We start from the raw sequence: 20,237 nt of genomic DNA, 5'->3' as shown, positions 1-20,237 counted from the left end.
AGAATTATTACAGTATTGAATTTACAGGATTTTGTTAATTCTAAAATCCTGTAAATTCTGATTCTGACAATTACTTCAACTTACTCAAAGCCGCTTTCACCCTCGGTATCAGCTGCTCAATATCCTCCAGTGTGCTTGCACCTACTGATGCACGGAACCAGTTAACCGAATCATCGGTACCGAATGCCGAAAATGGCACCAGGGCCACTTTAGCTTCTTTGATGAGGTAAAAGTTAATATCGGCCGAGTCCTTTAATACCTTACCATCTGGCGTGGTCTTGCCGGTGTAATCGATTTTAAGGGTAAGATATATTGCGCCCATAGGCGTTATCGAATCTACCTGGAAACCTTCGGCTTTCAGTGCCTGGAAACCTTCGTGCAGGGTTGTTAAGCTGGCGCGGATTTTTCCTTTCAAATCATCCAGGTAGGTATCTACAGCGGCGGTATCGGTAATAAAATGAGCCATGGCAACCTGCTCGGCCTTTGGCGACCATGCCCCCATGTGGCCAACAATGGCTTTCATGTTATCAATAATGTTTGCAGGGCCAAAACCCCAACCCACACGTACGCCTGTCGAGGCAAAACATTTGGATGCGCCATCAACAAATACGGTATATGGCCTTAATTCGGGGCGTAAAGTAACCGGATCGTAATGTTTAAAATCGCCGAAGGTTAATTGCGAATATATTTGATCGTAAAGCAGGTACAAAGGCTTTTCGCCGGCTGCGCGTTTTTTGTTTTCGGCAATTACCAGGTCGCAAATCTCTTCCAGGTCTTTTTTATTAAACATGGTGCCTGTAGGGTTCAGGGGCGAGCAAAGTGCCAGTAAAGTTGCGCCTTTTAAATGCGGTGCAATTTCATCAGCCGTAGGCATAAAGTTGTTTTCGGGTTTGGTTTCTACAATAACTGCATTTGCACTGGTTAAGTCGCTGTAGTGATTATTGTTCCATGACGGTGCCGGAAAAACCACCTTATCGCCCGGATCAACCAGGGCCAAAAAGGTTGAATAGATCAACGGACGCGAGCCGCCCGAAATCAATATCTCATTAGCTTTATAATTTAAGCCCATGCGGCTGTTTAAAAATGCCGATACACTTTCGCGCAGGTTAAGCATACCATCAGCCGGCGGATAATTAGTTTGGTTGTGGTTATAAGCATCAACAATACCGTCTTTTAAATCGGCAGGGATGGGGTAAATATTGGAGTCGAAATCGCCAATAGTTAGGTTGGCAATATTTTGCCCCTGGCGTTTTAATTCATTTATCTCGCCCGCAATCTTAATGATCTCCGAGCCGCGTAAATTTTGAGCTAATTTAGAAACACTCATGTTGTGGATTTTATGAGTGGCAAATATAGGGGGAAAAAGGTGAAAGGCTAAAGGTTAAAGGCGAAAGGTGAAAAAAGTAAAAGTCGAAAGGCAAAAGGTGGTTATTAGGGGGTCAGGCTAAAATGGCCTCAAAACAAAAAAGCGAAAAGCTAATCCATTCAGGTCGCTTTTCGCTTCTATATATGGGCAAAAAACCTTTTACCTTTCGCCTTTATCCTTTTACCTTCTATAAATATGCTTTCCTTAGCCTGATGATATGCATCCAGTGCATTACTTTCATTACAGGGTAAACCGGGTCAATCTCGAACCATTTGGCGCCGAAGTTGGCACGGTTAGGGCGTTTGTGGTGGTTGTTCTGGAACAATTCGCCAAGCATTAAAAAATCAAACGGGGTAGTGTTTTTTGATTTGTCGCCGTTATCAAAATTGGCATAACCATATTTATGACCGCACCAGTTAACAATAGCGCCATGTATTGGGCCCATTAAAAAATGAACCGGAATTAACAGGTACATCCACCATTGGGTAGCGAATACAACATAAAAAGCAACATATAACACACCAAAGGCTATGCGCGATACCATTGACGAACCAATGTAATCAACCGTACGCCATTCGGGAATGTTCCCTTTAAAACGTTCTTCAGGATCTTTCAGCCTTTTTTCGTGCATGCGGTAACTTTTGGCGGTGTACACCATCATCTGGAAAACATCCCTGAAAAAATGTGGCGAATGCGGGTCTTTCTCCGTATCGCTGTAAGCGTGGTGCTCACGGTGCATAATTGCATAGGCACGCGGGTTTAAAAACGATGAACCCTGACAAATAAATGTCAGCAGATAAAATGTACCCTCAAAAAATTTATTGGTAGTGAACATTTTATGAGACGCATACCTGTGTAAAAAGAACGTTTGGAAAAAGAGCGACAGGAACCAGTGCCCGATGAAGAAAATTATTATTACCACTGAATTAGAATGATTAGAATGAACTGTTATTTATAATCTTTCCAAAGATACGATTAAAACGCATAAAAAGTTTTAACCTGTTTTTTTTTGAAACTATTCTATATCCAATAAAAGCTGCTCATGTATGCAAAAACCGCCTTTTTGGTTAAAATATTTATTTTGCTCACTTACTGTATTTCAAATTGTTGGGCTGGCAGCCGGTATCATTGCAGCCTGTAGTTAAAATCTTCGCAGATGGTAACTGCCATTATTTCATCAACATCATAATTGCCGGCTAACCAGGTTAGCTTCAGTTTATTTTGGGATGGCGTGCCGGTAATTACCCGTAACGGTTGTGGCGGATTATACTCAGCCCGGCAGCAGGGCTCCCTTCTGGCCGGCTACTATCAAGCACGCTGCGTGTTCAACTTTTCTTTGTATCTATAATAATTATGTCAGCACCAAAATACGCATGGGCTTGCCGCGGGGATATGGTTTAAGTTTTATGGTTGGGTGATTAATTTAGTTAAATACCAATAAAATGTAACAAACTTATTACATTTTTTATGGCTTTTGCACCCTCCGGGGTAATCAATATCCTAATTTTTTAGCTTTCACATGCTTTATCAGGCGCTATCTGGCACTACACCAACATCATTTCCAGTTCTTAATCAGTACGTTTATCCGGGCTAAAACCATCTTCATCAATAAACCGTCATTATTGCCGGTTTAATTTAATCAGGGCATAAAATATTTTAGTAAAATACCGTTTTTGGGGGTATAACCTTTTAATTTAAGGTTCCGTATAAAGCATATCGATTTTAAGCGTATTATGACAATTAACACAAAATCCGTTAGTGTATTATTGGTTGATGATGATGAGATAAACAACTTCATCTCCATTAAATTAATAAAGAAAGCTTTATTAAACACCGAGATCATGGCTTGTTTAAACGGTAAGTTTGCTATTGAGCAGTTATCTGAAATACAACAAAAAGACCCGGCTAAACTGCCCGATTATATTTTGCTTGATATTAACATGCCCATTATGAATGGCTGGGAGTTTTTGGACGAATACAAACGTTTAAATCTCGATCCGCTGGGCAAAAGCAAAATCTTTATTATTTCATCATCAGTATTCAGTAACGATATTAACAAAGCGCGCTCATACCCGCTGGTAAAAGATTTTATCAGCAAACCATTAAACGTCGAAAAAATTAAAGAGCTTTTTGAAGTTCAGCCACAAGACTAAGCCGGCGTTACCTTAAAGTGTTCGCCGCCATCATCGCTGCTTACATTGCCAATAGCAATTGTTTTGGCATGATAAAACAGGCAGGTCCATCCTTCTTCGGATGCTAATTTTCCATATTCCTGGCGCAGCTCCATTGCCTTACGCCCATCCATATCATATTTAGCTATAAACTTTCGTATCAGTTGCTCAGGCTCAGGTAATTCGTCGCCGCCAAACAGCGCTTTTGAGCCTTCTATATCTATCCAGAATACCTGGTGATTGGGGCAATGCCCGCCGGATAATTCATAACGGATACCCGGAAGCAATTCGCCGCTGCCCTCTACAAACATAATATCTACTGCACCGTCAAGGGCTTCAAAAATCTCTTTATGGTATGATGATGATTTGCCGGTAATGCCAAACTCCCACTCCCCTTTTTGTATCACGTGCCTGGCCTGCGGAAAGCTGGGCTGCAGCTTGCCATTACGCTCCACAACCAAACCGCCCGAGTGGTCATAATGCAGGTGCGACATGAGCACCAGTGTTACATCGTCCGGATCAAATCCCGCATTGCGGATGTTTTGATGCAGGATAAGCTCATCGCGGGTATCTTTAAAACCAAGGCCGGTATCCAGCACAATAAGGTGGTGGCTGGTTTTTATCAGGAATGGGTTTACATGGATGAACAATGAACCCGGGCGGTCCCTGAAATTGTCGGTTTCGGGATTAAAAGGGATAAATTTTTTAGTCGAATCAACTGAATATGAGCCTTCTCCTAACGCGAAAATTTCCATAGCTGCGATGTATCAGATTTTGAATGTAACTTTGGCCGTTTAAATACCAAAAAAATATATTTACTGTTATAAAAGCTGCAAAGATATGAATAAACGTTGGGCGATAAGGGATAATGCCGATGAGGATTTGGTACGCAAATTATCTGCCGAACTGAATATTGATACCGTTTTAAGCAGCCTGTTGGTACACAGGGGGATAAGTGATTTCGAGAGCGCCAGGTACTTTTTCAGGCCCGATCAGCGGCACCTGCACGATCCTTTTTTGATGAAGGATATGGAGGAAGCCGTTATACGTATTGAAACCGCCATTGCCGCCGGCGAAAAGATACTGGTTTATGGCGATTACGATGTGGATGGTACAACCGCTGTTGCCACTGTTTACAGCTTTTTTAACAAGCAGTATAAAAACATGGAATATTATATTCCAGATAGGTATAAAGAGGGCTATGGCATATCAACCCAGGGGATTGATTATGCTGCACAAAATGGCTTCAGCCTTATTATTGCACTTGACTGCGGCATTAAATCGGTTGATAAAATTGACTACGCCAATACCCTGGGGATAGATTTTATAATTTGCGACCATCACCTGCCCGGAGCGCAGCTACCCGCCGCCGTAGCGGTGCTTGATCCCAAACGCGCCGATTGCGAATATCCTTACAAAGAATTATCGGGTTGCGGTATTGGCTTTAAGCTGATACAAGCTTATGCCGAAAAAAACGGGATCCAATTTGAAGCGGTAGCGCAATACCTTGACCTGGTCTGCATCAGCATATCCTGCGATATTGTACATATTACCGGCGAGAACCGGGTGCTGGCACACTTTGGCCTGCAAAAAATAAATACCGACCCGTGCATTGGTGTAAAAACGCTGATTGAGGTTGCCGGCAAAACACCCGGAAACTTAACTATATCTGACGTAGTGTTCCTGATAGGCCCACGGATAAACGCCGCCGGGCGTATTGACGATGCCAAACACGCCGTTGAATTGCTGATAGCTTGTGATGAAAACGTGGCCAGGGCAAAAGGCCTCATGATAAACACCCGCAATACCGAGCGCAAAGGGCACGACCTTACCATTACCGACCAGGCGCTTGATATAATAGATGGCGACGAAGTGCTGATAGGCCGAAAATCAACCGTGGTATTTAACAAAGATTGGCACAAAGGCGTTATTGGTATTGTGGCATCGCGCCTTACCGAAAAATATTACCGCCCCACCATTGTGCTTACCCAATCAAACGGGCATGTGGCCGGTTCGGCACGTTCTGTTTTGGGATTTGACCTTTACGAGGCGCTTTGCGAGTGCAAGGATCTGCTTATCCAGTTTGGCGGGCACAAATACGCGGCGGGCTTAACCCTATTGCCCGAAAACGTAGAAGCTTTTAAGGATAGGTTTGAAGAAGTGGTGAGCGCTACAATATCGCCAGAACAATTGATTCAGCAGATACAAATTGATGCCGAATTACGTTTAAGCCAGATAGAACCGAAATTTTTCAGGATACTGAACCAGTTTGCGCCTTTCGGGCCCGAAAATATGGCGCCGGTTTTCATAAGTAAAAATGTGTATGTTAGCGGTAACGCAGGCCTGGTGGGGCAGGCACATATTAAAATGGCCGTAATGCAGGAAGGTACGGCGGCGTTTGATTGTATTGCCTTTAACCACGGCGAATACCTGCCGCAATTAAAGCCAGGCGTGCCCTTTGATATTTGCTACAGCATTGAAGAAAACATTTGGCGTGAGAGGAGAAGCATACAGTTGAACATAAAGGGGATAAGGTTTTAAAGGCAAAATTAAAAATTCAAAGTCAAAAATTTTGGCTGGAGGAATGACACACGAAAATAAAAGACTGTCATGCTGAGGAACGAAGCATCTATTCGCGAACTTTTCTATCGGTCATGCATAGCTGATATCCTTCGTTCCTCGGGATGACAAAAAAGCATCACCTGGGAAATGATAGATTTGTTGATGAACATTCTGTCGGCAATGCATGTCGGCGAAGACTCACCCCGACGAGGCTACGCCCGTCTGCCCCTCTCTCCGACTGCGTCGCATAGAGGGGCGAAAAAAATAAATATGGGGTTTACCCTCTTCGCGGCGTAAGCCGGAGAGAGAGTCGGCCAGCGAAGCGGTGCCGGAGTGAGTCGTGACCAGCGTTCAGGCCGGAGTAAAACGCGTTAGGGATTGAAGTGGATACCGGCCCGTGACTAAGGCCTGCAGGCGTATGAACAAAAAGCCCGGCCGAAGGAACGCCCGGGTTAAAGTCAAAATTAAAAAGTCAAAAGTCAAAAATTTTGGCCGGAGGATTATAGATATAGGTGGAAAGCAAAGGTAAAGCGACAGGTTTTTACTTTTGAATTTTGACTTTTGAATTTGAAAACGTATAAGTTGAAAGCAGAGGTAAAGCGACAGGTTTTTACTTTTGAATTTTGACTTTTGAATTTGAAAAATGATACTACGAGCAGAAAATTTAGTAAAAAAGTACAAACAGCGTACCGTTGTTAACGATGTATCGTTTGATGTGGCGCAGGGCGAAATTGTGGGTTTGCTGGGGCCGAATGGCGCCGGTAAAACTACTTCGTTTTACATGATAGTTGGCTTGATAAAGCCTAACGAAGGCACTATTTTTCTGGATGATAAGGATATAACCCAGGACCCCATGTACCGCCGCGCGCAAAAAGGCATAGGCTACCTTGCGCAGGAAGCGTCGGTATTTCGCAAACTGACGGTTGAGGATAACATTAAAGCGGTGCTGGAGATGGGCGGCATGCCTAAAGACAGGCAAAAAGACAAACTGGAAGAACTGATTGACGAATTTAGCCTGCACAAAGTGCGCAAAAACCGGGGCGACCTGCTATCCGGCGGAGAGCGTCGCCGTACGGAAATTGCGCGTGCACTGGCAGCCGAACCTAATTTTATTTTGCTGGATGAGCCCTTTGCCGGGGTTGACCCGATTGCGGTAGAAGAGATACAGGCGATGGTAGCCAAGCTTAGGCACCGCAACATAGGCATCCTGATTACCGATCACAACGTACAGGAAACGCTGTCAATAACCGACCGCGCTTACCTGCTTTTTGAAGGTAAAATTTTAGAATCGGGCGTGCCCGAGGTACTGGCCGAAAATGAGATGGTGCGGAAAGTATATTTAGGTGCTAACTTTGTTCTGAAGAGAAAAGTATTCCCCCAATAATAAACCAGCTGTATGACAATTTTTAACTCCGTATTTACATGGTTCATGAAAAAGCGCATTCACCAGATTGAGCTTTTTATGAAATACCCCAACGAAGTACAGGAGGAATGGTTTGAGCAGCTGATATCCATGGCCGAGAGTACCGAGTGGGGCCGCAGGTATCAATATAAAAGCATCGAAAACCTTACCCAGTTTAAGGAGCGGGTGCCTATCCAAAATTACGATACGCTTAAGCCCTATATAGAGCGCATGCTCAAAGGCGAAAAAAATGTGTTATGGCCGTCAGAGATCCGCTGGTTTGCCAAATCATCGGGGACAACTAATGATAGGAGCAAGTTTATCCCCGTGAGCGAGGAAGCCCTGGAAGAGTGCCACTTTAAGGGCGGCAAGGATGTGCTCACCATCTATTTTAACAACCAGCCCAACGCCCGCATGTTTACCGGTAAGGTGCTTACGCTTGGCGGCAGTCACCAGGTAAGCACCATAAACCCGGAGGCTTCGTTTGGCGATCTATCGGCGGTGATCATGAAAAACCTGCCCCTTTGGGCCGAGCTTCACCGTACGCCGCAACTGGAAATTGCCCTGCTGGATAACTTTGAAGAAAAATTAGAAAAAATAGCCCAGGCAACCAAGGATGTGAACGTAACCAGCATTGGCGGCGTGCCTACCTGGAATTTGGTGCTGTTTAAACGGATATTGGAAATAACCGGCAAAAAAAACATGTTGGAAGTTTGGCCCAACCTGGAAATGTATTTCCATGGCGCGGTTAACTTTGGCCCCTACCGCGATCAGTTTAAAGCCCTGATCCCCAGCGACGACATGTACTACCTGGAAAATTACAATGCATCCGAAGGCTTCTTCGGCATCCAGGATACCCGCGAACCGGGCGATATGCTGTTAATGCTGGATTATGGCATTTTTTACGAATTTTTACCTCTTGAACACCTGCACCACGATAATCCTGAAACGCTTACGCTGGATGAAGTGGAGCTGGATAAAAACTACGCGCTCATCATCAGTACCAATGCCGGGCTTTGGCGGTATATGATAGGAGATACCATTAAGTTTACATCGCTGGCCCCTTTCCGCATCCGGGTAACGGGCCGCACCAAACATTTTATCAATGCCTTTGGCGAGGAAGTGATTATTGACAATGCAGAGCAAGCCCTGGAAGAAGCCTGCCAGCAAACCGGCGCCGTCATTTGCGAGTACACTGCCGCGCCTGTTTATTTTAACGGTAACGATTGTGGCGCCCACGAATGGATAATTGAGTTTGAAAAGCAACCCAACGAATTTGAACGTTTTGTGGATATCCTTGACGAAACCCTGCGCCGCATCAACTCCGATTACGACGCCAAGCGCTTTAAAGACCTGGCCCTGCGCCGCCCCATAGTACGCCGCGCCCCCGAAGGCACTTTTTTTAGCTGGATGAAAGAAAAAGGTAAATTAGGCGGCCAGCATAAAGTACCCCGCCTGGCTAATGACCGCGAGTATGTGGATGCTATATTGAAGGTGATGGAATTGGTGGAGGAATAGACGTTAGAGGTAAGAATCAAGAACCAAGAGTTAAGACAAAAACCTTGAATCTTATTAATCTCCCGCGAGATTAGCGTAGCGTAGCTCGTGGGTAAAACCGATTGAAGCCTTTGGCTTCAGTTCAGCTGAAAGCTGAAACCATGTTTAGCCACGAGTTGGAACCTCGCGGCAGTCGGGAAATCATCTTCAGCCCAATTTTGATTTCAGCAGATTGATATCATCCCAAACAATCCAGTGCGGGTTTAAAAAAGTGCCGCCATATTTCAGGTAAAATTGTTGATATGGATTTTCCGGGGCTATGCCCACACACAAACTTTTGGCATTAAGGTTCATAACCCCGCTTGCGGCCTCCTTTAAAAGTGCGGTACCAATGCCGCGGCGCTGATATTCTTTCAACACGTAAAACGATTGAATTTCGGCATCCTTATCATAGCGGCTTGTAAGGTGTACCGCCAGATAGCCTACCATCCTATCCTGGTCAATAGCCTTTAATACAATCCTTTGCGGCCTGGCGCTGGCGGGCGATTGTTTTGCAAAATAAGTTTTCCAGCGGTAAGCCCTTGTTTCAAAGTCGATATCGTGCGGCTCCATCAATTCGGGAAACGATTGTAATTTACTGTCAATCTCCACACGGGTTATCGCCTCAATATCTGCCGTTGTAGCTACCTGGATTTCCATATGAAATACTTACTGGCAAGCCTCCCATATCTTCACCGCCTCAACAGCCTCTTTTACATCATGTACCCGCAAAATATTGGCGCCTTTACTTAGTGCGATGGTATTTAAAGCGGTTGTGCCATTTAATGCATCCGCAGCGGTGCCTCCCAATAAACCGTAGATCATTTTTTTGCGCGATATACCTGCAAGCAACGGCAATTCCAAAATATCAAAATCCTGCATGCGCTTCATCAGTGCATAATTGTGTTCCTGTTTTTTGGCAAAGCCGAATCCGGGATCGATAATCACATCATGTACGCCCAGTTGTTTTAGCTGCTGATATTTACTTACAAAATAATCCAGCACCTCGTTAAAAACATCATCGTACTGCGCCATTTGCACCATGTTTTGTGGGGTGCCCTTCATGTGCATTAAAATATAAGGTACCTGCAGGCGGGCCACCGTGGCAAACATACCGGCATCCAACGTGCCGCCTGATATATCGTTAATCAAATGCGCACCCGCTTTAACCGCCGCTTCGGCAACCTGTGAGCGGAAGGTATCTACCGATAAAACAGCATCGGGAAAGGCAGCTACAATTGCCTCAATAACAGGCAGCAACCTGTCGGCCTCTTCGGCAGCAGTAATATCAACAGCACCGGGGCGAGACGAATAAGCACCGATATCTAAAAACGCAGCACCGTCGGCCAGCATCTTTTGGGCTTGCTGCAAAGCTTCATCAACAGATGGCTTGCGGCTGGTGGCATAAAAAGAATCGGGGGTAATATTGATAATGCCCATTACCTTCGGCGCAGCCAGGTTGATAAGTTTCCCTCCTGCATTCAGGGTTATCTTTTTACGAAAAAATGTATCTTTAGCCACTTTGTTTGTTGTAATATTGACAGGGGTTAATGCGGTAAAGTTAATAACTTTATCGCGGTAGCATATCCCCGTAATTACAACGCCCCAACTTTAAAATATTCAGACCATTGGCTAACACATCAGCAGAATACGACGCGGTAATAAACAATTGTAAGGGTCTTTTCATGAAAAAGACCCGCGACTATGGCACCGCCTGGCGCATCCTTCGTTTGCAATCTATCACCGACCAGATTTTTATTAAAGCACAACGCATCCGCACACTCGAAGAAAAAAAGATTTCGAAAGTGGGCGACGATATTACCGGCGAATACATTGGAATTGTAAACTACTGCGTTATAGCCATGATGCAGCTGGACAGCTCGCCCGAAACGCCACAGGAACTGGCAGTTGACCATGTGGAACGCATGTTTGACGAAAGAGTCGTGGAAACCAAAGAGCTCATGTTTGCCAAAAACCACGATTACGGTGAGGCCTGGCGCGATATGCGCATCAGCTCATTAACCGATCTGATACTCATGAAACTGCTGCGTGTAAAACAAATTGAAGACAACCAGGGCCTTACCGAAGCATCTGAAGGGGTAAAAGCCAATTACCAGGATATGCTGAACTACGCGGTATTTGCCCTTATAAAACTTGGAGTAAAATGAAAAACGCTTTGATTTGGTTTTGCAGGATAGCGGTAGGCTTACTGTTTATATTTTCCGGATTAATAAAAGCTAATGACCCGCTGGGCTTTTCCTATAAACTGGTGGAGTATTTCGAGGTTTTCCATATCACGTTCCTTAATGATCTTTCGTTAACCATAGCTATTTTGCTTTGCGCCCTGGAAATGATCCTGGGTTTTGCCCTGCTTATTGGCGTGCGGCCGGTAAAAGTAGCCTGGGGCTTATTGCTGCTCATTATCTTTTTCGGTTTTTTAACTTTTTACTCAGCCTTTTTTAAAGTGGTGCAAACCTGCGGCTGCTTTGGCGATGCTATACCGCTTACCCCATGGCAGTCGTTTAGCAAGGATATGGTATTACTGGTTTTAGTGGCCGTGATATTTGTAAACCGGGCTAAAATAAAACCCATATTTAGCGCAAAAGCAGGTGACAAATGGCTTATCGGCGCTGCCCTTGTTTCGGTAGGGTTTGGCCTTTACACCTATAACTTTTTGCCGGTAATCGACTTTTTGCCCTATAAAATAGGCGCCAATATTTCGGCCGAAATGGATACCCCGCCCAATGCGCCCAAAGATGTTTTCGTGCTTACTTATAAACTAAAAAACAAGAAGACTAAGGAAACTAAGGTAATGACCGATAAGGAATACCTGACTTCCGGCATCTGGAAAGATGCCAATTGGGAAACCGACGGCGACCCGGAAAACCGCCTGGTAACAAAAGGTTACGAGCCGCCAATCCGCGATCTGTCTATCCAGGATGCCCAACGTAATGATTTTACCAAAGAGTTGCTGGCAAGCCCTTTTTACAGCATTATCATCGTAGCTTACGATCTGGATAAAACCGATGATGACGCGATAAACAAACTAAATGCCCTGGCCATCAATGCTACCCAAAACTTTAATATCCGCACCATGCTGCTTACCGCAAATTCGCCGCAAAGCGCGCAGGCGTTCGTAAAAAAACACCGGATGATCAGCGAGGTTTTTTATGCCGATGGCGTACCGCTTAAAACCATGATCCGTTCTAACCCAGGGGTAATCCTGCTGAAGAATGGTGTCGTCATCAATAAATGGCATTACCATTCGGTGCCTAAGTATGATGACCTGGCGAAAACGTATTTTCAAAAACAATAACCATGATCAGCTACCTTATCCGCAAATTATTTTACGGGCTGGCCGTAATGCTGGGGGTGGTGCTGGTAGTTTTCTTTTTGTTTAATATTTTACCGGTTGATCCCGCCCGCATGACGCAGGGCCAGCGGGCCGACGTGCAATCGTTACAAGCCGTACGCAAAGAATTTGGGCTGGATAAGCCAAAGCCTGTACAATTTCTATATTACATCAATGATCTTTCGCCCGTAGGTATCCACCTGAATACTGCCGAAGAACAGCAACGGTATCACTACGTAAAACTATTTGCGGTAAGCGATGCCAAAGTGCTTGGGCTAAAATGGCCTTACCTGCGCCGCTCGTACCAAACCCATAAGGATGTGGCCAGTTTACTGTTAGAGGTTATCCCAAATACTATGGTATTGGCTACCACGGCTATGATCTTCGCTATTGTTATTGGCGTATTTTTAGGCGTGCTGAGTGCTGTACATAAAGATACCTGGATTGATAAACTGGCAATAGGCTTTTCTACTTTGGGTATCTCCGCGCCGGCTTTTTTCGCGGGTATCATCATCGCCTGGATATTTGGTTTTGAGCTGAGTAAATATACAGGCCTCAACATGTCGGGCAGTTTATTTAGTTACGATCCTTTCCGGGGCGAAGTGATGACACTTAAAAACCTGGTGCTGCCCATGATCACCCTCGGCTTGCGTCCGCTGGCTATTATTGTCCAGCTCACCCGTAATGCCATGCTCGATGTTTTAGGGCAGGATTATATCCGTACGGCAAAAGCCAAAGGATTAAGCAACAATACCATCATTTATAAACATGCGCTAAAAAACGCACTAAACCCGGTAATAACCGCCATTGCCAACTGGTTTGCATCGCTGCTGGCCGGTTCATTTTTTGTAGAATACATTTTTGGCTATAACGGCCTGGGCAAAGCCACGGTTGATGCGCTGGAAATGTCGGATTTTCCGGTAGTGATGGGTTCAATCCTCTTTATTGCCTTTATATTTGTAGTGATTAGTATCCTGGTAGATATAATTTACGTTTGGATAGATCCGCGGGTAAAATTAAGTTGAAGGCGGAGCAAGGATTTTTGGATATGGTATAAAGGAGCAAGGACTTTGGGACAAAGGAGCAAAGGCGGAAGGATAAAGGAGTTTTTGGAGTCGGATTTTTTTGAATAATCTGAAATCTGCATATTTGAAATTTGCACATCTATAAAAATTATGAAGTACTTTTTAGTCGGGTTTATGGGTTGTGGCAAAACCACCTGGAGCCGTAAGCTGGCTGCCAAATTAGGCTACGAATTTATTGATCTTGACCATGCACTGGAAGCTAAAGTAGGCATGAGTATAGCCGAATATTTTTCGAGTTTTGGCGAAGATGCCTTCCGCCAGATGGAATCAGATCTGCTAAAGCAAACCAAATACCCCGAAAACGTTGTGGTATCAACCGGCGGCGGCCTACCTTGCTTTTTTGATAATATGGACTGGATGAATGCCAACGGCAAAACCCTTTACGTAAAACTATCGCCCAAAACACTGGCCGACAGGCTGGAAAACAGCAAAACCGTGCGCCCGGTACTGCAAGGCAAAAAAGGCGATGACCTGGTTGAATTTATAACCGGCAAACTGGCCGAGCGCGAAGGGTTTTATTTGAAAGCACATCATCATGTAGATGGTATCGACATGTCGGTTGAGAAACTGGAAGGTGCTTTGGGACTGGGCGAGGTGGTATAGAAGAAATATAGACCTCACGACTGATAATAAACGTGCCGGGGGATGTGCGATTCCTTCCTTGGGGAAGGGAAGGTAGAGGTTTATGAGCTTTCGGGACTACATGGCGTAGAAACCCCTCCCTGCCTTTGCGCTCATTTTCCAGCCACACCCCTCCCATGGGAGGGAATTAAAAACGATATGCTAAATTGTTTTATCACACCAATAAATTTATCGCCATGGAAAACCGCGTTGAAGTAAGGCATCTTTTTAAACCATTGGATGGAAAACTGATGGAATTGCTGGAATCATTAACTCCGGCAGATTGGAACAAGCAAACTGTGGCCAAAGCCTGGAAAGTGAAAGATGTGGTATCGCACCTGCTTGATGGTAACATCCGCGCCTTATCCATTCAGCGCGATAAATATTTTGGCGACCTGGCGCCTGCCAACAACAACTATCACGACCTGGTTGACTGGCTGAATAAACTCAATGCCGATTGGGTGAACGCCACCAAAAGAATAAGCCCCGATATATTGCTCCTGCTGCATAAAACAACCGGGCGGTTGGCATCTGCCTATTATGAATCGTTGAATCCTAATGACACCGCCATATTTTCTGTTGGCTGGGCCGGCGAACAGGAAAGCCTTAACTGGATGCACCTTGCCCGCGAATACACCGAAAAATGGCATCACCAGCAGCAAATAAGAGAAGCAACCGGCCGCGATGGCATTATGACGCGCGAGTTTTTTTATCCCTTTATCGATACTTTTTTCAAAGGACTGCCCCATACTTTTAAAAACACGGGGGCACCGGTAAATACCCTTATAAAAATTACCATCACATCCGGAATTGGCGGTAACTGGTACCTTAAGAAAATAAAAGACGGATGGCATTTATTAAAAGAGGCCGATACAGAGAGCTTTGCCGCTACCGTAAAAATCCCCCCGGATATCGCCTGGAAATTATTTTCGAAAAGCATCCGCCCGGACGATGTAAAAACGCGGGTTGAAATAACCGGGAATGCGACGCTTGCCGGGCAGGTGCTTAATATGGTATCGGTGATGGCTTAGCGGAAGGTCTTGAGTCAGAAGTCTTAAGTCAAGATATTGACTCAGAACTCAAGACTTAGAACTTAAGACTATAATCAGGCCTCGTCTTTAGTATTGCGCACCAGGCTGATACCTGTAAAGAAAAATAAAATAGCTATTATGGCTACTACAATTAGTGTGGTAACCTGGCTACTATGGTTTATAACACCAATGCCTGCATAAATTAAGCCGATGATACCGAGTACGGTAAGTATGGCTCCGAAAGTGCGTTTTAAGTTCATGATAGTGTATGCCGTTTAAATAAGCTTTTTTATAAAAACAAATAGCACACCAATAATTTACCTATATTTATTTAATTAATAATAAGCCCTTATGACAGGTTCAATCATCACTTTACTCATTGTATTTATTATTTTGGCAATCATATTATCATCCTTTGTGTCTGTAAAACAGGGCACAATAGTGGTAATTACCGTATTTGGCAAGTATCGCCGCATACTTACACCGGGGCTTAATTTTAAGCTGCCATTTATCGAAAACATTTACTCCAAAATCTCAATTCAGAACCGATCGGTGGAATTAGAATTCCAGGCGGTAACTTACGATCAGGCTAACGTTTACTTTAAGGCGATGTTGTTGTACTCGGTATTGGATCAGCAGGAAGAAACCATCAAAAATGTAGCTTTTAAATTTGTTGATGAACGCAACCTGATGCAGGCGCTTATCCGCACCGTTGAAGGTTCAATCCGTGCGTTTGTGGCCACCAAACGCCAGAGCGAGGTTTTGATACTGCGCCGCGATATTGTGGAGCATGTTAAGGAACAATTAGATGTGATACTGGAAGGCTGGGGCTACCACCTGCAGGATTTGCAGCTGAACGACATCACTTTTGATGATGTGATCATGAAGTCGATGAGCCAGGTAGTGGCATCAAACAACCTGAAGGCCGCCGCCGAAAACGAAGGCCAGGCCCTGCTCATCACCAAAACCAAAGCTGCGGAAGCGGAGGGTAATGCCATCAAGATTTCGGCCCAGGCCGAGCGCGAGGCTGCACAGCTACGTGGCCAGGGTATAGCCTTATTCCGCGAGGAAGTTGCCCGTGGTATGACGGTTGCCGCCAAAGAAATGGCCGGTGCCAACATGGATACTTCGGTAATACTGTTTACCATGTGGACAGAATCTATCAAACACTTCTCTGAAAACTCAAAAGGGAACGTGATTTTCCTGGATGGATCTACCGATGCCATGCAGCATACATTAAAAGAAATGATGGCCTTAAACCTTTTACATACCGACGACGTCAAAAAGTGAAAGTTTTAAACCCTGCACTTAATGGAAGTACGATTAGTGAAGTTGATTGGCGCTGCCGCCATATGTTTAATGACGATGACTGCCAGAGCGCAGCAGTACCAACGTTATCATCCGCTAACTATTAATGATTTTTTAGGAACCCCGAGGCCAGATGCCCGTGGTGTTGTTGCATACACCAACTGTACCATCGATTTTAAATACGAGGCCAGTAACCGCAGCGGGTCGTATATCCTTACGGCAACCGTAAACCTGCTGCTCAATAACTACAAATCATGGCTTGACAGGAGCCGTGTAACATCGCAGGAGATGCTTTCTGAAATACTGAAGCACGAACAGGGCCACTACCTGATTGCTTACCTGGAGCAGCAGGAGATATTAAGGCAGATAGGCAAAACCCGTTTCAGCTACAATTACCGAAATGAAGCGATGGCGCTTTTTAACCGCATAGATGCCAAATACAAGCAGCTTAACTCCAATTACGACGACGACACCCAGCACATGACCAACCGCCAGCAACAACGCAGCTGGGATTTATACTTCCAAAAACGGCTGGAGTTTGAACCATCTGAGGAGTGAGTGGTCAGTGGTCAGTGGTCAGTGGTCAGTGGTCAGTGGTCAGTGGTCAGTGGTCAGTGGTCAGTGGTCAGTGGTCAGTGGTCAGTGTGAAAAGTTGATTTGACGAAGATTGTTTTAACTATTTAACAAATCCAACTCACTACTCACTACTCACTACTCACCACCGGGTTTACTCAATAGATTCACAAACAAACGATACGCCCCCGGTACTCCGGCGGGCAGTTCCCTGAAAAAGGCAAGCGAAGTATAAACAAACCTGCCCTTGCCATAGTCGCCAACTATGAGCGATCCGTTAAGGGGCGATTCTCCTTTATCATTCATCTGCAAAATGGCTTTGTATTTGGGGTCCACGTCGCTTACAAAGTATAGGCCGCGTTCCTGAATCCAGCCTTTAAAATCATCTTGGGTAATTTTGTTGGGGTAGTTGAGTACGGGGTTCGGCTGATCTAAAACGGTTACAACCGCATCCTCATCGGTAACCCTCCTGTTAACTACGGTAAAGGGATATGGGCCAATTTGTTTGGTAACCAGGCCCGAATTATTGTTGTATTGTACTACCAGGTTGCCACCATTTTTTACATATTCCATTAACTTGGGCTGCTCAAAAGCAAGGCGCTCGTTTACGTTGTAAGCACGTACCCCAGTAATAATGGCATCATAGGTTGATAAATCGCCGTTCATGATCTCGTTTTCTGATAGCATGTGCACATCATAACCAACCTGGCGCAGGGCCTCGGACATCAAATCGCCGGCACCGGCAATGTAGCCTAATTTTTTGCCTGCAGTTTTCAGGTCGAGGTTTACCAGCTTGGCTTCGGCCGCAGGGAACAGGGTAATAGCAGGCACATGATCGTACCTTATCCTGCGTAACGATAGTGAATACGGCTTGCCGTTTGCCATCACAATAACCTGCAAGTCGGCAGTTTTTGGCTTATTATCGGCGGGCGCTACAGTAAAAGAAACCGTCCACTCATCGTTTTTATTTTTATCACTGAACTCAATTTTTTCCGGGCTTATTTTCCAGCCATCTACAGGTTTTATGCTCACGTTACCGCTGGCTACAGTGAAGCTTTTGAGTTTAACCTGGATGCTTTGCGGTTTCTGGCTGTTAAAAATGCAGTCTTTTCCGTCGATGTTAGCGGTAACCGGCGGGGTAATTTCCAATGGCTGATAAACTTCGCCGCGTACCGGGTCAACATATTTGTATACCAGGCTGCGCTCAAAGTTTACCGGTTTGCCCTCAATTATAAACTGAAAGCTGGCGGTAAGCAGATTCGGATTTTCGGGGTTGCCGGCCATTGCATCATCAGGGATATTGTAGGTGCCTATCTTATGATCTGACGCTAACCAATAAGGCTGTGTTATTTTATCGGCTATAGTTGAACTTTCAAAACTTTGCTGCTGGTTGGCTGGAATAACTTTTGGCCCCAGGTCCAAAACATCGTTGCCAACGCCTATTTTATTGATCTTCACCTTATCATTATACCTATTCACCACTGCCGACCGGATCTGTATCTTATCCCCTACCGCATAAGTGGCCTCCGTGGCATAAGCCTCAAACCACAAGCCTGCGCAGGCAGCTATTAAATCGCCCAGTTCTTTTGTCTTCTGGGTGCGCCAGTATACGTCCGATATCTTTTCAACCTTACCCAGCAATGCCACCAATGGCGTTACCGATTTTTCGGGGGCTTCCACATCAAAATTCCGCCTGATTACTTTTATCGACTCGCCAATATCCGCGCCGTCTTTAACACGCTTCCAGCCGGTTTCTACCCCATCCATCAGGTCGGTTTGCGGGGCATCTCCCAAAATAGTTTTAAAAAACTCAAAGGACTCGCCCCTTTGCTTAGCCGAGCCAAAACCCTGGGTTTTATGGTTGCTGCGGCTCTCGGCGGCTAATTCGCCATAGCTTTTGCCAAGGGTAGTGTTGTATACGCCAACATCAATCTTAAACTGGTCGGCGGCGGTGGTATTGGTACTGCCAAAGTTGAAGGTGTTCCACATCAGGCGTTTGGCCTGCCATGGTTTTACATATTTTAATTGTTCGGGATACCTGGCTGGGTCGGCAGCCGCGCTAAAAGCCTCCTGGGCCAATATAGCCGATGAGGTATGATGCCCGTGGCCACCTTCGCCTGTAGTAGGGAAACGGCAAATGATCACATCCGGCCTAAACTTGCGGATAACCCAAACTACATCGCCCAAAACCTTTTCTTTATCCCAAATTTTCAAAGTTTCTTCGGGCCCTTTGGAAAAACCAAAGTCGTTGGCACGGGTGAAGAATTGCTCGGCACCATCCACCTTTCTGGCGGCCAGCAGTTCCTGCGTGCGTATAAGCCCCAGCAGCTCGCTTTGCTCGTTACCTATTAAATTTTGTCCCCCATCACCGCGCGTGACCGATAAATATCCCGTGCGGTAATGCTTTTCCTGCGCCAGGTAGGCCAGCAGGCGGGTATTTTCGTCATCGGGGTGGGCGGCCACGTACAATACGCTGCCCAGGGTATTTAGCTTTTTAAGATTTTGCTGAATAGTGCCGATATCCGTTGGTGGCGAAGTTTGGGCGGTTACACAGCTATAAAGGAATAATAAGGCTATAACAAAGGAGGTACGCTTCATGAAAACAAATATATTGAAAGATACCTATTTACAATTTTCTGTATCAATAATATAACATTAGGCCGACTTTTGGCACAAAGCGCAGTAGAATCACTGGCGCTGCTTAATTTATTGGTATCGCACAGGCCCGATACCCCGGAGATAAACAAATTTAGATATCATCCCTTAATTTACGTATCTGTTCAAGCGCCAAAACATCGCTTTGATCTTTCGGCCTGTTAACCCGTTTTTTGTTGATTATCAGTTGATTGATATGCAGGAATGGTATTTTTACATTTTCAATATCGGCCACAGAAGCCATTTGCAGACATTCCTCAAAGCTGTATTGCTCCAGGCCCTTCATTTCGGTGAGTATATCAAGCCGGAGACTGTTGTTTAGGTGAAATTCAGTCCAGCCAGGCACAAATTGCATGGTTTCTATTATTGGATAATCACCCATATTACAGGCTATGAAAGCTTTACGTAAGGCTTGCCTGTTTTCTAAATTGTCGTTAATCCAAATATCCAGGTCACCTGTGAAACGCTGATAACCATGAAAATTTATAGCGTAGCCACCTATCAGAATATATTGCACATGGTAATCTTGCAGGGCTTTCCAGAAATTAACAATTTCCTCATCAAATACATCCACA

The 20,237-nt window shown here is 45.1% G+C and carries 19 protein-coding genes; 11 read left to right on the top strand and 8 right to left on the bottom strand.

Annotation, left to right across the window (positions count from 1 at the left end; translation table 11 throughout):
• Positions 1 to 70: 70 nt before the first annotated feature.
• Both BMX56_RS03935 and BMX56_RS03930 read right to left on the bottom strand, forming a co-directional pair.
• Positions 71 to 1,327: a pyridoxal phosphate-dependent aminotransferase gene (locus BMX56_RS03935; protein ID WP_090641048.1), complete on the bottom strand. Its 1,257-nt coding sequence runs from the start codon at positions 1,325 to 1,327 to the stop codon at positions 71 to 73.
• Between the two features lie 226 nt (positions 1,328 to 1,553).
• Complete coding sequence (locus BMX56_RS03930; protein WP_090641046.1) at positions 1,554 to 2,288, bottom strand: acyl-CoA desaturase; 735 nt, start codon at positions 2,286 to 2,288, stop codon at positions 1,554 to 1,556.
• A gap of 811 nt (positions 2,289 to 3,099) precedes the next feature.
• On the opposite strand from BMX56_RS03930, the gene BMX56_RS03925 reads away from it, so the two are divergent.
• Complete coding sequence (locus BMX56_RS03925) at positions 3,100 to 3,519, top strand: response regulator (protein ID WP_090641044.1); 420 nt, start codon at positions 3,100 to 3,102, stop codon at positions 3,517 to 3,519.
• Here the strand turns inward: BMX56_RS03925 and BMX56_RS03920 are convergent.
• Entirely contained in the window at positions 3,516 to 4,292 is a 777-nt protein-coding gene (locus BMX56_RS03920; RefSeq protein ID WP_090641043.1) for an MBL fold metallo-hydrolase, read from the bottom strand. The genes BMX56_RS03925 and BMX56_RS03920 overlap by 4 nt on opposite strands.
• An 85-nt stretch (positions 4,293 to 4,377) precedes the next feature.
• Between BMX56_RS03920 and recJ the strand changes: the two genes are divergently transcribed.
• The 3 genes from recJ (at position 4,378) to BMX56_RS03905 (ending at position 9,019) form a co-directional block, all read left to right on the top strand.
• The gene (recJ, locus tag BMX56_RS03915; protein ID WP_090641042.1) at positions 4,378 to 6,078 is read left to right on the top strand and encodes a single-stranded-DNA-specific exonuclease RecJ; all 1,701 of its coding nucleotides are present in this window, start codon (positions 4,378 to 4,380) and stop codon (positions 6,076 to 6,078) included.
• A gap of 664 nt (positions 6,079 to 6,742) precedes the next feature.
• Entirely contained in the window at positions 6,743 to 7,483 is a 741-nt protein-coding gene (lptB, locus tag BMX56_RS03910; protein ID WP_090641041.1) for an LPS export ABC transporter ATP-binding protein, read from the top strand.
• Between the two features lie 12 nt (positions 7,484 to 7,495).
• Positions 7,496 to 9,019, top strand: a complete 1,524-nt coding sequence (locus BMX56_RS03905; protein WP_090641039.1) for a GH3 auxin-responsive promoter family protein — start codon at positions 7,496 to 7,498, stop codon at positions 9,017 to 9,019.
• 186 nt (positions 9,020 to 9,205) lie between these two features.
• Here the strand turns inward: BMX56_RS03905 and BMX56_RS03900 are convergent, their stop codons facing one another.
• Complete coding sequence (locus BMX56_RS03900) at positions 9,206 to 9,697, bottom strand: GNAT family N-acetyltransferase (RefSeq protein WP_090641037.1); 492 nt, start codon at positions 9,695 to 9,697, stop codon at positions 9,206 to 9,208.
• Positions 9,698 to 9,706: 9 nt separating this feature from the next.
• Positions 9,707 to 10,558, bottom strand: a complete 852-nt coding sequence (gene folP, locus BMX56_RS03895; RefSeq protein ID WP_090641035.1) for a dihydropteroate synthase — start codon at positions 10,556 to 10,558, stop codon at positions 9,707 to 9,709.
• A gap of 164 nt (positions 10,559 to 10,722) precedes the next feature.
• Between folP and BMX56_RS03890 the strand changes: the two genes are divergently transcribed.
• The 5 genes from BMX56_RS03890 to BMX56_RS03870 all read left to right on the top strand — a co-directional run bounded on the left by BMX56_RS03890 (position 10,723) and on the right by BMX56_RS03870 (position 15,126).
• On the top strand, positions 10,723 to 11,205 hold the full coding sequence (locus tag BMX56_RS03890) for a DUF1599 domain-containing protein (protein ID WP_090641033.1): 483 nt from the start codon (positions 10,723 to 10,725) through the stop codon (positions 11,203 to 11,205).
• Positions 11,202 to 12,353 carry a BT_3928 family protein gene (locus tag BMX56_RS03885; RefSeq protein WP_090641031.1) on the top strand — a complete coding sequence of 384 codons (1,152 nt, stop codon included), beginning with the start codon at positions 11,202 to 11,204 and terminating at the stop codon, positions 12,351 to 12,353. Before BMX56_RS03890 ends, BMX56_RS03885 begins: the two co-directional genes overlap by 4 nt.
• Positions 12,354 to 12,355: 2 nt before the next feature.
• Positions 12,356 to 13,414, top strand: coding sequence for an ABC transporter permease (locus BMX56_RS03880; protein ID WP_090641030.1), 1,059 nt, complete (start codon positions 12,356 to 12,358; stop codon positions 13,412 to 13,414).
• A 150-nt stretch (positions 13,415 to 13,564) separates the two neighbouring features.
• Positions 13,565 to 14,077 (top strand): shikimate kinase, encoded by a 513-nt coding sequence (locus tag BMX56_RS03875; RefSeq protein WP_090641026.1) that lies wholly within the window; start codon positions 13,565 to 13,567, stop codon positions 14,075 to 14,077.
• Positions 14,078 to 14,292: 215 nt separating this feature from the next.
• The gene (locus tag BMX56_RS03870; protein ID WP_090641024.1) at positions 14,293 to 15,126 is read left to right on the top strand and encodes a maleylpyruvate isomerase N-terminal domain-containing protein; all 834 of its coding nucleotides are present in this window, start codon (positions 14,293 to 14,295) and stop codon (positions 15,124 to 15,126) included.
• Positions 15,127 to 15,200: 74 nt separating this feature from the next.
• Here BMX56_RS03870 and BMX56_RS03865 read toward each other — a convergent pair whose 3' ends face one another.
• Positions 15,201 to 15,386 (bottom strand): hypothetical protein, encoded by a 186-nt coding sequence (locus BMX56_RS03865; RefSeq protein ID WP_090641022.1) that lies wholly within the window; start codon positions 15,384 to 15,386, stop codon positions 15,201 to 15,203.
• Positions 15,387 to 15,477: 91 nt separating this feature from the next.
• Here BMX56_RS03865 and BMX56_RS03860 point away from each other — a divergent pair, with 91 nt between their 5' ends.
• Together BMX56_RS03860 and BMX56_RS03855 are read left to right on the top strand one after the other, a co-directional pair.
• Entirely contained in the window at positions 15,478 to 16,416 is a 939-nt protein-coding gene (locus BMX56_RS03860; RefSeq protein WP_090641020.1) for an SPFH domain-containing protein, read from the top strand.
• A 21-nt stretch (positions 16,417 to 16,437) separates the two neighbouring features.
• Positions 16,438 to 16,992: a DUF922 domain-containing protein gene (locus BMX56_RS03855; protein WP_090641018.1), complete on the top strand. Its 555-nt coding sequence runs from the start codon at positions 16,438 to 16,440 to the stop codon at positions 16,990 to 16,992.
• Positions 16,993 to 17,145: 153 nt separating this feature from the next.
• Here BMX56_RS03855 and BMX56_RS03850 read toward each other — a convergent pair whose 3' ends face one another.
• Together BMX56_RS03850 and BMX56_RS03845 are read right to left on the bottom strand one after the other, a co-directional pair.
• Positions 17,146 to 19,605, bottom strand: a complete 2,460-nt coding sequence (locus BMX56_RS03850; RefSeq protein WP_090641016.1) for a PIG-L family deacetylase — start codon at positions 19,603 to 19,605, stop codon at positions 17,146 to 17,148.
• Between the two features lie 151 nt (positions 19,606 to 19,756).
• Positions 19,757 to 20,236, bottom strand: a complete 480-nt coding sequence (locus tag BMX56_RS03845) for a nucleotidyltransferase (protein WP_090641014.1) — start codon at positions 20,234 to 20,236, stop codon at positions 19,757 to 19,759.
• Between the last annotated feature and the right edge of the window lies 1 nt (position 20,237).

It is taken from the genome of Mucilaginibacter sp. OK283, assembly GCF_900110415.1.
Lineage (GTDB): Bacteria > Bacteroidota > Bacteroidia > Sphingobacteriales > Sphingobacteriaceae > Mucilaginibacter.
This window is presented reverse-complemented; position numbering and strand designations above follow the sequence as displayed.